The organism is Croceibacterium segetis (genome assembly GCF_011320115.1).
GTDB classification, from domain to species: Bacteria; Pseudomonadota; Alphaproteobacteria; order Sphingomonadales; family Sphingomonadaceae; genus Croceibacterium_B; species Croceibacterium_B segetis.
Genome location: NZ_JAANOZ010000005.1, coordinates 46,594 through 58,047 on the forward strand (window position 1 = coordinate 46,594; position 11,454 = coordinate 58,047).

15 protein-coding genes are annotated in these 11,454 nt (G+C 67.8%); 8 read left to right on the plus strand and 7 right to left on the minus strand.

The features are described from left to right. Positions 1 to 216: 216 nt before the first annotated feature. Complete coding sequence (locus G7B69_RS07210; protein WP_207785973.1) at positions 217 to 1,041, plus strand: hypothetical protein; 825 nt, start codon at positions 217 to 219, stop codon at positions 1,039 to 1,041. A 49-nt stretch (positions 1,042 to 1,090) separates the two neighbouring features. On the opposite strand, the gene thiS is transcribed toward G7B69_RS07210, so the two are convergent. Both thiS and G7B69_RS07220 read right to left on the minus strand, forming a co-directional pair. After that, a complete protein-coding gene (gene thiS / locus G7B69_RS07215; RefSeq protein WP_166177672.1) occupies positions 1,091 to 2,086 on the minus strand; it encodes a sulfur carrier protein ThiS in 996 nt (331 codons plus the stop codon). 22 nt (positions 2,087 to 2,108) lie between these two features. Beyond that, positions 2,109 to 2,486, minus strand: a complete 378-nt coding sequence (locus G7B69_RS07220) for a MerC domain-containing protein (protein WP_166177674.1) — start codon at positions 2,484 to 2,486, stop codon at positions 2,109 to 2,111. A gap of 125 nt (positions 2,487 to 2,611) precedes the next feature. On the opposite strand from G7B69_RS07220, the gene G7B69_RS07225 reads away from it, so the two are divergent. The 6 genes from G7B69_RS07225 to G7B69_RS07250 all read left to right on the plus strand — a co-directional run bounded on the left by G7B69_RS07225 (position 2,612) and on the right by G7B69_RS07250 (position 6,849). Beyond that, positions 2,612 to 3,670 carry a COX15/CtaA family protein gene (locus tag G7B69_RS07225; RefSeq protein WP_166177676.1) on the plus strand — a complete coding sequence of 353 codons (1,059 nt, stop codon included), beginning with the start codon at positions 2,612 to 2,614 and terminating at the stop codon, positions 3,668 to 3,670. Next, on the plus strand, positions 3,667 to 3,978 hold the full coding sequence (gene cutA, locus G7B69_RS07230) for a divalent-cation tolerance protein CutA (RefSeq protein WP_166177678.1): 312 nt from the start codon (positions 3,667 to 3,669) through the stop codon (positions 3,976 to 3,978). Before G7B69_RS07225 ends, cutA begins: the two co-directional genes overlap by 4 nt. Further along, positions 3,978 to 4,715 carry a hypothetical protein gene (locus G7B69_RS07235; RefSeq protein ID WP_166177680.1) on the plus strand — a complete coding sequence of 246 codons (738 nt, stop codon included), beginning with the start codon at positions 3,978 to 3,980 and terminating at the stop codon, positions 4,713 to 4,715. The genes cutA and G7B69_RS07235 overlap by 1 nt, the downstream gene beginning before the upstream one ends. Positions 4,716 to 4,853: 138 nt before the next feature. Further along, positions 4,854 to 5,333 carry a 50S ribosomal protein L13 gene (gene rplM, locus G7B69_RS07240; protein ID WP_166177682.1) on the plus strand — a complete coding sequence of 160 codons (480 nt, stop codon included), beginning with the start codon at positions 4,854 to 4,856 and terminating at the stop codon, positions 5,331 to 5,333. Further along, positions 5,333 to 5,884, plus strand: coding sequence for a 30S ribosomal protein S9 (rpsI, locus tag G7B69_RS07245; protein WP_166177684.1), 552 nt, complete (start codon positions 5,333 to 5,335; stop codon positions 5,882 to 5,884). Before rplM ends, rpsI begins: the two co-directional genes overlap by 1 nt. Positions 5,885 to 5,967: 83 nt before the next feature. Continuing rightward, on the plus strand, positions 5,968 to 6,849 hold the full coding sequence (locus tag G7B69_RS07250) for an alpha/beta hydrolase family protein (RefSeq protein WP_166177686.1): 882 nt from the start codon (positions 5,968 to 5,970) through the stop codon (positions 6,847 to 6,849). A gap of 26 nt (positions 6,850 to 6,875) precedes the next feature. Here the strand turns inward: G7B69_RS07250 and G7B69_RS07255 are convergent, their stop codons facing one another. Genes G7B69_RS07255 through G7B69_RS07265 form a run of 3 tightly spaced genes read right to left on the minus strand, consistent with a single transcriptional unit; the run spans position 6,876 to position 8,892 of the window. After that, positions 6,876 to 7,733, minus strand: coding sequence for a metallophosphoesterase family protein (locus G7B69_RS07255; RefSeq protein WP_166177688.1), 858 nt, complete (start codon positions 7,731 to 7,733; stop codon positions 6,876 to 6,878). Beyond that, a complete protein-coding gene (locus G7B69_RS07260) occupies positions 7,723 to 8,580 on the minus strand; it encodes a diacylglycerol/lipid kinase family protein (protein WP_166177690.1) in 858 nt (285 codons plus the stop codon). Before G7B69_RS07260 ends, G7B69_RS07255 begins: the two co-directional genes overlap by 11 nt. A 42-nt stretch (positions 8,581 to 8,622) precedes the next feature. Continuing rightward, entirely contained in the window at positions 8,623 to 8,892 is a 270-nt protein-coding gene (locus tag G7B69_RS07265; protein WP_166177692.1) for a hypothetical protein, read from the minus strand. 220 nt (positions 8,893 to 9,112) lie between these two features. On the opposite strand from G7B69_RS07265, the gene G7B69_RS07270 reads away from it, so the two are divergent. After that, entirely contained in the window at positions 9,113 to 9,439 is a 327-nt protein-coding gene (locus G7B69_RS07270) for a UrcA family protein (protein ID WP_166177694.1), read from the plus strand. Positions 9,440 to 9,489: 50 nt separating this feature from the next. Here G7B69_RS07270 and G7B69_RS07275 read toward each other — a convergent pair whose 3' ends face one another. Next, positions 9,490 to 10,242, minus strand: coding sequence for a LytR/AlgR family response regulator transcription factor (locus tag G7B69_RS07275; RefSeq protein ID WP_166177696.1), 753 nt, complete (start codon positions 10,240 to 10,242; stop codon positions 9,490 to 9,492). Beyond that, positions 10,239 to 11,453: a sensor histidine kinase gene (locus tag G7B69_RS07280; RefSeq protein WP_166177698.1), complete on the minus strand. Its 1,215-nt coding sequence runs from the start codon at positions 11,451 to 11,453 to the stop codon at positions 10,239 to 10,241. Before G7B69_RS07280 ends, G7B69_RS07275 begins: the two co-directional genes overlap by 4 nt. Position 11,454: the final 1 nt, after the last annotated feature.

An 11,454-nucleotide genomic window follows, 5' to 3' on the forward strand; every position in this document is an offset into this window, starting at 1 on the left:
CCCCCGTGTGGTTCGGGGCGAATGTCACCGGCTTTGGTTAGCGTCAGGTAAATGACCTGAAAAAACGTTGCGTAACGCGATGCCGGGCCGGGCGGCGGCGCCAACAGTAACCGTTTGCCTAATATCTCCGAAAGGGCGTACCTTTTCACCCAGTCGACGGGGATTGCAGTGCCCACGGCGGGCGCTGACCCGAGTCGCCAAAATCGGGGGAGTTCCATGAAGAAAATCGTCTTGGCGGCGCTGGGCGCCGCCTCGTTTCTTTCACTGGCAGCCTGCAACCAGCAGCCGGCAGCCGCCGGCGACAACGCATCCGCCGCGGCGAGCACCGGCATCGACGGCACCTGGAAGGCCGATCTCGCCACGGTGCAGATCGACGCCAAGCCGGACGAGCTGCTGCTCAAGGACGGCAAGTACTCCTGCCCCACCTGCACGCCGCCGCTGGCGGTGGCGGCCGACGGATCGTCCCATGCCGTGACCGGACGGCCGTACGCCGACGAAATCACGGTCAAGGTGGACGACGATCACACCGTCACCATCAGCAGCACCAAGGGCGGCAAGGACATGGGCAGCGACAAGATGTCGGTGTCCGCCGACGGCAAGACGCTGACCGACACGTTCACCGACAAGTCCGCCCCGGACAAGACGGTGACCGGCAGCTACACCGAAACGCGCGTCGCCGATGCGCCCGCCGGGGCTCACGCGATTTCCGGATCGTGGAAGATGGACAGGTACAACAGCGTGTCCGACGAAGGCCTGACCGAGACCTTCAAGGTCGACAACAACACGTTGCACATGACCAGCCCGGTCGGACAGAGCTTCGACGCCAGCCTGGACGGCACTGACGCGCCGATAACCGGCGACGTCGGCAAGACCGTGGTCTCGGCCAAGAAGACCGGCGACAACACCTACGAGGTGACCGCCAAGCGCGACGGCAAGGTGCTCAACGTACGCACGTACACGGTCGACGGCGACACGCTGCATGTCGTCAGCGAGAACAAGCGCGACGGCTCAACGCTGAAGTACGACGCCAAGCGGTCCTGAGCCCGACTCGAGGCGCGGCTCCCGCGCGGGGCCGCGCCTCTGAGGACTGCTAGATCAGTCCCGCCAACGGGCTCGACGGATCGGCGTACTTGCGCGTGCCCATGCGCCCGGCGCGATAGGCTTCGCGGCCGGCCTCGACCGCCAGCTTCATCGCCCGGGCCATGCGGATCGGGTCTTTGGCTTCGGCGATCGCGGTGTTCATGAGAACGCCGTCGCAGCCCAATTCCATCGCCACGGCTGCGTCGCTGGCGGTGCCGACGCCGGCGTCGACCAGCACGGGCACTTTCGCGCCCTCGACGATCAGGCGGATCGTTACCCGATTCTGGATGCCCAGCCCGCTGCCGATCGGTGCGCCCAAGGGCATGATCGCCACCGCGCCGGCATCCTCGAGCTGCTTCGCGCCGATCGGATCGTCGACGCAGTAGACCATCGGCTTGAAGCCCTCGCCGGCGAGCACCTCGGTCGCCTTGAGCGTCTCGCGCATGTCGGGATAGAGCGTGCGCGCTTCGCCGAGCACCTCGAGCTTGACCAGTTCCCAGCCGCCCGCCTCGCGCGCCAGGCGCAGCGTGCGGATCGCCTCGTCGGCGGTGAAGCAGCCGGCAGTGTTGGGCAGGTAGACGATCCGCTTGGGATCGATGAAGTCCATCAGCACCGGCTGGCTGGGGTCCGAGATATTGACCCGGCGCACCGCCACGGTGACTATCTCCGCTCCGCTCGCCTCGACCGCGGCGGCGTTCTCGGCGAAGTCCTTGTACTTGCCGGTGCCGACGATCAGCCGCGAGCGGAAGGTGTGCCCGGCGACGGACCAGGTATCCTCGTCGACTTTCGCGGAATGATCGCCGCCGCCGACGAAGGTGACGATCTCGAGCACGTCGCCATCGGCGAGCCGCGCTTCGGCGAGGGTCGAACGCGGGACGATCGTGCCGTTGCGCTCGACCGCAACTTTTTCCGGCTTGAGTTCGAGTTCTCGGACGAGCGCGGCGATGGTGGCGGCCGAGCTACGGCGCGGTTCGCCGTTGACGGTGAGAGTAAGCGACGCGGTCATGCGGGACCCGCGATAGCGCGCTTTACGTGTGGCGCAACCCGCGCACGTTGAGCACATGGCCGATCGCGACGAGGCTGACGCCGATGATCGTCAATACGGCTTCCTCGACCCCGTGCGGCACCGCCAACCCGCCGCCCATGAACGAAAGGCCCATCATCGCCGTGACGAACGGTGCCCGCTTGCCATGGCGCAGCGCGCCGAGGCCGATCGCAACGCCGGCAACAACCATCGCCACCGCAAGGCCGACTCGGTGTATCGCAGGGTTGAGCAGGAACGAGCCGCCGACGCCGAGCGCCGCGACGACCACCAGAGTGGCCACGCAATGCACCGCGCAGAGGCACGAGAGCACCATGCCCATCCGGTCGAGCCGGTCGCGAATCCACGGGAGGGTGAAAGCCATGGGCGCTCATGTATGTGACGGTGTATCGTGACGCAAGGGCAGTCTTGCGGATTTTTGCAGAGTGCAAATTGGCGCTCATCGCACGAGACTTGCGATTCGCCGCGTGCGCGCGCAGAGCTTGCCGCATGGTCGCGACGGCAGGGGACGAGGCTTCGGGGCAGGCCAGTGAACGAGCGCACGTGCGCCCGCGCGCCATCGCTCGCTGGCTGTTCGTCGTCGCCGCGCTGATCGTCGCGATGGTGGTGGTCGGGGGTATCACCCGGCTGACCGAATCCGGCCTGTCGATCACCCGCTGGCAGCCGGTCACCGGCACGATCCCGCCGCTCAGCCACGCCCAGTGGCAGGCTGAGTTCGACCATTATCGGCAGATCGACCAGTATGCCGCGGTTCACGCCGGCATGACCCTGGCCGAGTTCAAGGGTATCTTTTTCTGGGAGTACTCGCATCGCCTGCTCGGGCGGTTGATCGGGCTCGTGTTCTTCGTGCCGTTGGTGTGGTTCTGGGTGCGGCGGCAGATTCCCGCGGGCTTTCACCTGAAGCTCGTCCTGCTGCTCGCGCTCGGCGGGCTGCAAGGGGTGTTCGGCTGGCTCATGGTCCGCTCGGGCCTGCAGCCGGGGATGATCGAGGTCGCGCCCGGCTGGCTGGCCACGCACTTGCTGACCGCGCTGTTCACGCTGGCAGCCATCGTCTGGGTAGCGCTCGACCTCCTGGCACTCGCGAACAGCCCGTCGGCGCGGGCTGCACGGCTGACCGGCCTGGGCGCGGCTACCGGCCTGGTGCTGGGGATCCAGCTCCTCTACGGCGCGCTGATGGCGGGCCTGCGCGCAGGGCTGGTGACCGACCAGTGGCCGCTGATGAACGGCGCGCTCTGGCCCGGTCCGACGCAGCGCGATGAAAGCCTGAGCCACGCGCTGTTCGCCGACCCGGCCATCGTCCATTTCATCCACCGCTGGTGGGCCTGGGTCACCGTCGCCGCGCTGGTCTGGCTCGCGCGCAAGGTGCGCAAGACCGCGCGGCCGGCTTCGGTTGCGATCCACAGCGCGTTCGGCACGCAGATCGTTCTCGGCATCGCGGTGGTCATGGCCGGGGTGCCGATCTGGCTCGCCGCGCTCCACCAGCTGGTCGGTGCGCTTGTCGTCGTGGCGACCGCCTGGGGCGCGCACGAACTGGGCAGGCAGGCATGAGCGCGGCACTGATCTGGTCGCCGTTCGAGAGCGAGGAGGCCGCCGCCAAGGCCGCTTCGCAATTGCTCGACGAAGGCCTGATCGCCTGCGCCAACATCTTCCCCGGCGTGCGCTCGCTCTACGTCTGGCAAGGCGAGCGGGGCGAGGCGAAGGAGTGCGGGGCCTTGTTCAAGACCGAGGCCGGCCTGCTCGACCGGGCGGTCGCCCGGCTGGCGGCTATCCATCCCTACGAGACGCCGGCGATCGCCGGCTGGCGCGCCGATGCCGTGCCTCCATCCACTGCTGCCTGGCTCGGGGAGCTCGTCTGATGGCGCCGGGGGCCGATCGCCGCGCCATGCTCCGCTGGGCCATGGCCGCCGCGCTGGCGCCGGTTTTCGCCTCGCGCGTCGGCGCGGCCGCTGCCGCGGGCGGCAGGACTTTCGCGCCGCCGCCGGGGCCGATGACCTTCACGCGCCGGCTCGAGAGAGGGCTGCCCGACGGCAAGAGCCTGGTCGTCGCCCGCACCTTCGCGGTCCGCTTCTCCGCGGCGCCGGCCGGCTGGACGGTCACCGGCGAGCAAGTCGCTGCGACCGTCGACGCGCCGGCGCGGATCGCCGCGCTCGCCGCGCTCGAGCGCCAGCGGGTCGAAACGGGGCTGTTCCCCCTCGCGCTCGACCGGGCCGGGTTGATCCTCGGCGGGCCCGCTTCCCGTCCCGCCAGGGAACTCGACCAGGCGCTCGCGCTCGTCCGCCAGCGCATCGGCAAGGCCGCGATCGCGGCCGACGAGCGCAAGGAGCTCGAAGCCTTCGTCCACGCGGTGCACGAAGCCGGCACCAAGATGAGCTCGCAGTTTCCCGGCGACTTGTTCGCCCCCCGCCATGATGCGGTCCGCGCCGAGCGCGAGGTGGCGCTGCCCGGCGGCGGCGCGGGCATGATCGAGGTCAGCTTTTCCGCGGTGACCGACCCCGCCACCGGGCTGATGCGCGAGGCCCGGCGCGAGATCGTCACCTCGATCGCGGAGGACCGCCGGCTGACCCGCGAGGACTGGTCGTTGGCTCCTCGCTGACCTGAGGTATTATTTTACCTCTCCGGAAACCCGCGGAAAGCCTTGACTTGTGCGCCCTTGCCGGACAAATGCGCCGCTCCGCGCCGGCCGGTCCGAATCGCCGCCGCGCCTGTATTTCAGCATGAAGGTACAAGAGCCATGAAGGCGCTCAGCAAACAGACCCGGTCGATCAAGCCGGCCGAGGTCGAGAAGAACTGGCATCTCATCGATGCCGACGGCCTGGTGGTCGGCCGCCTCGCGGTGATCGTCGCCAACCTCCTGCGCGGCAAGCACAAGCCGAGCTTCACCCCGCACGTCGATTGCGGCGACCATGTCGTCGTGATCAACGCCGACAAGGTGCGCTTCACTGGCAAGAAGCTGCAGGACAAGCACTATTACAAGCACACCGGCTATGCCGGCGGCATCAAGGATGTCACCGCCGCCAAGGTGCTCGACGGCCGCTTCCCCGAGCGCGTGCTCGAGAAGGCGGTCGAGCGGATGATCCCGCGCGGGCCCCTCGGACGCGACCAGATGCGCGCGCTGCACCTTTACGCCGGCACCGAGCACCCGCACGGCGGCACCCAGCCGCAGCCGCTCGACGTCGCTTCGATGAACCGCAAGAACAAGGTTGCCAAGTAATGGCTGACGAACAGAACACCGTCTCCGATCTCGCCGATCTGAAGAACCTCGCGGCCGGCGCGCCTGCGGCTGCCGCACCTGCGGTCGAGGGCGAGGAAGCCCCGGCGGCTCCCCCCGTGCGCACCGGCCCCGCCGCCGTGCTTCGCGAGAAGGAAGTCGATGCGCAAGGCCGCGCCTACGCTACCGGCCGCCGCAAGGACGCGGTCGCCCGCGTCTGGCTCAAGCCCGGCACCGGCAAGATCGTCGTCAACGGCCGCGACCAGGAAGTCTACTTCGCGCGGCCGACGCTGCGCCTGGTGATCAACCAGGTGTTCGACGTCGCCGAGCGCGCCGGCCAGTACGACATCGTCGCCACCGTCAAGGGCGGCGGCCTGTCCGGCCAGGCCGGCGCGGTCCGCCACGGCATCAGCCAGGCGCTCGCCAAGTTCGAGCCCGAGCTGCGCAGCGCGGTCAAGGCCGCGGGCTTCCTCACCCGCGACCCGCGCGTGGTCGAGCGCAAGAAGTACGGCCGCGCCAAGGCCCGCCGCAGCTTCCAGTTCTCGAAGCGCTAAAGGTTCCTCGACCGAACATTCGAAGGGCGGTCCCGCGGGGCCGCCCTTTGCTTTTGGGCGGGCGACTCCTAAGAGAGCCGATCGTGCGAAGCCCGCTCTTCATCGCGGTTCTCCTGCTAGCCATAGGGCCGGCATCAGCATTTGCGCAGAGCAATATGCCGTTCGAATTCCAACCGGGGCATGCGCGAGCACCTGATCTCGGCCTGAAGGCACCCATCGCTTATCCCAAGCCGCTCAGATACGGAGACAAGGGGTGGCAAACGATTCAGTTCTACCCCGCAAGGGCCGGGGCGCCAGCCCCGCTGGTGGTCGCCTTCTCAAACGCGATGGACGAATGGGCCCGATATCGCTTCAATGAAGGGGGGATCGCGCTTGCCGTAGTGCCGGACCGGGAGACCGTCCCCGCCGCGAGCAAGACGATAGACAACTACCTCGCCGCGATGAGCTATCTCTACGGCGACGCCGAAGGGCTCGGAATCGACCGCACCCGAATGATGCTTTACGGCACCGGCAATGGCGGCAGCATGGCAGTGCTGCTCGGTGCCGATCCAGCCTTGCTCGCCCGCGCGGGCGTGCCCTTCGATGCCGTGCGCGGCGTGATCTCGATCGGCGGGGAAGACTTCGACGTCGTCCGTCGAATGAAGGAAAGCTCCTTCCTCCGCTCGAGATACCAACGTTACTACGGCCGCGACGAGGTGGCGACCGCGACGCTTTCGGCGGCCAGCCATCTCGAGCTGCCCAATGCTCCGGGCTTTCTCCTGTTGGCTGACGCGCGCGATAGGGCAGGGCTGGAGGAATCGCGCTCGATTACCGAGGCGCTGGTGAACGCAGGGTCGACGGCGGTCTTCGTGACGTTGCCCGAGCCGCGCGACGAAGTGCGGCGAACCCATTTTCTGGCCGAGCCGGGTGGCTCAGGTTGGGAGATCGTCGCATTTGTGCAGGCCGCCTTCGCCAAGGCACCGTAGGGCCTGACCAAGGGTATCCGCTTCCCTCAATGCACCGGCGGATCGACCCTCGGCACCGTGTGGACCGGCGCGACCGGCTCGTCGGGTTTGCGTGGGGGCATAGCGTCTTCGGGCACTTCGGGAACCTGCATCTTCTCGGTCGGTAGGTCGGCGATGCTGCGCACGCGGACTTCGAGCGCCTCGCCGTCCCAGGTGATCTCGTTGAAGCTTTGCGGGGTCGAGCGGATGCGCTGCGACAGGGTGCCGGCGCCGATCATCCGCACCGGCCCATGGGCGGTCTGGCTGACGATGTCGAAGGCGTCGTGGACGTGGCCGCTGAGCGTTGCCAGGACGCCGCGCCTGGCCAGCTCGGCGAGCGCATGGTCGCCGCCCTTGGTCCACGCCTTGCCGTGGGTGCCGGCCTCAACCAACGGGTGGTGGCACGCGACGAGCACACCCGTACCCTTGGGCAGCCGGTCGATCATGCCCAGCGTCTGCTCGAGCGCGCGGCCGGTCACCCAGCCGTGCGACCACGGCCAGCGCGGTTGCCACCGACGCACGGTCTTGAGCGGCACGATCGCCAGGCCGGGCAAGTTGATCGGGCATTCGACCACGCGCTTGATACTGTGGAAGCGCTTGTAGGGTGTCGCGAACCGCTCGATCAGGTTGAAATAGGGCAAGTCGTGGTTGCCGACCTCGACCGTCACCGGCACGTCAAGCGAACGGATCCAATGGCACGCGGCGGCGAACTCGCGGTGCCGTGCACGCATCGTCAGGTCGCCGGTGATGGCGACGGCGGCCGGGCGCTTCTCGGCGATCTCCTGCACTACCCAGTCGAGCGACTGATCGTCCTCGAGTCCGAAGTGGATGTCGGAGATGTGGAACAGGAGCGTCTTATCGGCCATCGGAGCGCGTCGCTAGCAGGTCGACGCCGCACGGGACCAGCCGGAATTCCGCTTGACCGGGGGATTCGGCCTTTTCGCCGTCGATCAGCACGCCGAACGGCTCTTCCACCGTGCTCACCAAGGTAATTCGATCGACCAGGCCGAGCTCGTCGTGCGGTCCTTCGCGAAAGCGGCGCCTTAACAAGGCCCAGCTCCCTTCGAGGAATTCGCGTGGGGTCTCGGCGTAGAAGCCGCAAACGCGCAGGCCCTCATCGGTAGGAGTGAGCATGACCAGCGGATAACCTTCCGCGCGGCCCAGCGCGGGCTCGCGACAAGCGATGCCCGGCTTAGCGAGCGTCTCGCCGAGCGCCTGTGCGGCGCTACCGGCGACCGCGAGCACATCGGCCTCGCGCATCGCCTCACGCACATCGTACCAGCGTGTGCCTGGCCCTGCGAGCACGTCGGCCAGCGCGGTTCCTGCGCGGCAGGCGATCACGCCCGGGCGCGTCGGCCTCGCATCGCCGGCTGCGACGATCCGGACGACATCCCCCGCGTCCCTGTCCCCGTGGAGCCGATGATAGAGCAGGTTCATGGTGCCGCCGGGCAGCACGAGGATCTTGCCGCTCCAGCCGGACAGCGTGTTGACGAGCGCGTTGACCGTGCCGTCTCCCGCGAACACCGCAATGATCCTCATTCCGGCGCGGTCGAGCCCCTCGCCGGTCGGCAACGGTTGTTCGGGGAAACGGATGATCCGCTCGAGCGCGAAGCCGGCGTCGGTGCAGCTTCGCTCGAGATTCGCGATTGCTTGTTCGTCATTGCTTCCGCTGGCGTCATTGACCACCAGCCAGATTCGCTGTGTTCCCGTCATGTTGTTACAGCGCACGGCCGCATGCGCGGTTCCGGCCCCGCTCTACACTCGCCGCGTGAGGATAAGCCACGCGGCCACGGCGTTGAGCAGCGAGTAGCCGGCGTAAGCCCAGACCCATCCGGGATTGCCAGTGCCGACCAGCAGCATCGCGCCGAGCAGGAGCAGGAATTCGATCACCAGGCTCCCCCGTCCGCCGAGCAGGTGAACGAACCACGGCATTCGCCCGAGCAGCGGATGGCGGCTTTCGAGAACCGCCTTGTGCAGGCCGAAATTCAGCACTCCGAGCAGGAAGGTGAAGAGGAGCGCTGTCATGCCTCCTTACTTGGGGCGGGCACGGGGAAATGCCAAATCGCTTTTCGACGGCCGGCGATGGCTGTTCGTCGGACGGTTGAATCGCTTGTCGAAACAAACGGTTCTCTGGTCGAAGGAGGCGCGATTTACTCGTCCCGCGCGGCCTATTCCTCAAGTGGCGCCGCGGTTCGCCCCCAGTCCCAACGAACCGCGGCGCACCCGATGCCAGAGGAGAAACATGATGAATACCCATTCCGCCATCCTCGCCGCCACTTTGAGCGCAGCGCTGCTTTCCGCGACGACGGCGCCTGCTGCTGCGGCTCCCAGCGGGCAGGCTTCGGTGAGCTACAGCGACCTCGACCTGTCGACCGACGCCGGCCGCGCGGAGCTCGCCGCCCGTTACGACCAGGCCGCGCGCCAGATCTGCGGCGGCAGCGACGCATCGCAGAAGCTCCACGGCAAGGAGCGCTACTGCTACGAAAGCACGAGCAAGCAGCTCAAGGCTCGCGTCGCCTCGATCCTGTCGGATCACGACGCCAAGACCGGCGTTGCCGTCGCGGCTCGATAGCCCGACAAAGCAGCCGAGCAAGGGCGCCCCTTCGAGGGCGCCCTTTTGCATCACCGGCCGGCCATCGCCTTGACCTTGCGCAAGTAGGTTCGCCCGATGCGCAAGGTCTCGCCCCCCGCAAGCTCGACCGACCACACTCCGAGGCCTTCGTGCCGCAGGCCGCGAATCTGGTCGCGCCGCAGGATCGTCGAGCGGTGGATGCGAATAAACTGCTCCGGGTCGAGCTTGGCTTCGAGCCCGGCGATCGTCTGCAACAGAAGGTAGCTGCGCCCCTCGCCGTCGGCCTGGCCGACGTGAAGCCGTACGTAGTCGCGCTCGGCGTCGATGCGTTCAACCTGGCTGGCGTCGATCCGCAGCAGCTCCGAGCGATGCGGCACCCAGAATTCGCGCAGCCAGCGGCCGCCGCCCTCGCGGCGCAAGCCGCGTCGCGACAGCACCCGATCGACGGCGCGCTCAAGCCGTTCGCGCCCGACCGGCTTGAGCACGTAATCGATCGCGTCGAGATCGAACGCCTCGACTGCGAAATCTTCATGCGCGGTGATGAAGATCACCGCCGGCGGTGCGCTCGCGTGGCCAAGCTCGCGGGCGACGGCAAGGCCGTCCATCCCGGGCATAGTCATGTCGAGCAGCACGAGGTCGGGATCGAGCTTGGCGGCGAGCCGCAGCGCGGCTTCGCCGTCACTGGCGGTGCCGACTACCGACAGCGAGTCGAGCTCCGCGCAGAGCACCTGCATACGCTCGATCGCCAGCGGCTCGTCGTCGACGATCAAAGTGCGCAGCGGCACAGCAGCCTCGTCGCTCATGCCGCATGCCTCGCTTCACCGATGAGCGGAATGCGGATCTGCGTCGCATAGCCATTCGCGGTCGGTCCGGAAACCACGCTGGCCTCGTCACCGAAGCGCGCCGCCAACCGGTCGTGGACATTGCCGAGACCGATGCCGAAGCCTTCGCGCGGCCGGGCGCCGTCGCGCGCCGCGCCGCCGTCGTCGGCCACAGTGACGACCAGGCGGCCGTATTCTTCGCGCGCCGAGAGCGTGATCGTCACCTTGCGCGAGGCCGGGGCGACCGCGTGCTTGACCGAGTTCTCGACCAGTGGCTGCAGGATCATGCCGGGGACCAGCGCGCCGGCCAGCGAATCCGGCAGGTCGTAGTCGGCCTTGAGCCGGTCGGGGAAGCGCACCGTCTCGATGTCGAGATAGAGCTTTTGCAGGGCGAACTCCTCGCGCAGCGGCACGTCCGAAGTCGGGTCGTCGGCCAGGCTGCGGCGGTAGAAGGTGGAGATCGTCTGGATCATCCGCTCGGCCGCCGCCGTCTTGCCGGTCAGGACCAGCGCCGAGAGCGAATTGAAGGTGTTGAACAGGAAGTGCGGATTGACCTGGTAGCGCAAGCTGCGCAGCTCGGCCGCCTTCGCGGCGCGGCGGAAAGCCCCTTCCCGCCGCTCGGCCGCGCGCGCTTTCTCGCCCGTCAGCAGCGCGAGGTACAGCGCGCACCAGGCGAGCGACATGAAATAGCGCCCGAAGGCGATTTCGATGATGCTTTCCCAGGCGCTGTAGCGATCGACCGTGACCGAGCGCGGCCGCCCATTGGCGTCCGACATCCCCGGAATCGCCGCGTCGACCAGCAAGTCGCCCGAGGCGTCGCGACGGACGACCAGGCCTTCCTGCGCCCCCATGCGCTTGTAGACCCGCTCCTCGATCGACTTGAAGGCCATCTGGTTGGCTTCAGCGAGCATCACCGCGACCGGCAACGACAGCAGCAAGGCCGCGGCGATCTTGGCCCACAGCGGCCGGGTGTCGAATAACCGCAGCACCAGCCATAGCCCGATCATGATCGCCACGCCCGCGAGGCTGGCAAGCGCGCGGCGCCAGAGCATTTCCTGCTCGAACCCCAGGTCGAGCAGCTCCGAGCGGAGCGTGACGAGCAGGAAGTAACACAGCCACAGGCCGACGATCGAGGCGAGCACCGTGGTGAACGGCACGCGCGCGGGATGCGGCTCGACAAGTTCGTTGTCCATC

What these genes read in the sequence shown, in the direction of transcription:
- G7B69_RS07210 (WP_207785973.1), top strand. Translation starts at nt 217, where the DNA reads ATGAAGAAAATCGTCTTGGCGGCGCTGGGCGCCGCCTCGTTTCTTTCA.
- thiS (WP_166177672.1), bottom strand. Translation starts at nt 2,086, where the DNA reads ATGACCGCGTCGCTTACTCTCACCGTCAACGGCGAACCGCGCCGTAGC.
- G7B69_RS07220 (WP_166177674.1), bottom strand. Translation starts at nt 2,486, where the DNA reads ATGGCTTTCACCCTCCCGTGGATTCGCGACCGGCTCGACCGGATGGGC.
- G7B69_RS07225 (WP_166177676.1), top strand. Translation starts at nt 2,612, where the DNA reads ATGGTCGCGACGGCAGGGGACGAGGCTTCGGGGCAGGCCAGTGAACGA.
- cutA (WP_166177678.1), top strand. Translation starts at nt 3,667, where the DNA reads ATGAGCGCGGCACTGATCTGGTCGCCGTTCGAGAGCGAGGAGGCCGCC.
- G7B69_RS07235 (WP_166177680.1), top strand. Translation starts at nt 3,978, where the DNA reads ATGGCGCCGGGGGCCGATCGCCGCGCCATGCTCCGCTGGGCCATGGCC.
- rplM (WP_166177682.1), top strand. Translation starts at nt 4,854, where the DNA reads ATGAAGGCGCTCAGCAAACAGACCCGGTCGATCAAGCCGGCCGAGGTC.
- rpsI (WP_166177684.1), top strand. Translation starts at nt 5,333, where the DNA reads ATGGCTGACGAACAGAACACCGTCTCCGATCTCGCCGATCTGAAGAAC.
- G7B69_RS07255 (WP_166177688.1), bottom strand. Translation starts at nt 7,733, where the DNA reads ATGGCCGATAAGACGCTCCTGTTCCACATCTCCGACATCCACTTCGGA.
- G7B69_RS07260 (WP_166177690.1), bottom strand. Translation starts at nt 8,580, where the DNA reads ATGACGGGAACACAGCGAATCTGGCTGGTGGTCAATGACGCCAGCGGA.
- G7B69_RS07265 (WP_166177692.1), bottom strand. Translation starts at nt 8,892, where the DNA reads ATGACAGCGCTCCTCTTCACCTTCCTGCTCGGAGTGCTGAATTTCGGC.
- G7B69_RS07270 (WP_166177694.1), top strand. Translation starts at nt 9,113, where the DNA reads ATGAATACCCATTCCGCCATCCTCGCCGCCACTTTGAGCGCAGCGCTG.
- G7B69_RS07275 (WP_166177696.1), bottom strand. Translation starts at nt 10,242, where the DNA reads ATGAGCGACGAGGCTGCTGTGCCGCTGCGCACTTTGATCGTCGACGAC.
- G7B69_RS07280 (WP_166177698.1), bottom strand. Translation starts at nt 11,453, where the DNA reads ATGGACAACGAACTTGTCGAGCCGCATCCCGCGCGCGTGCCGTTCACC.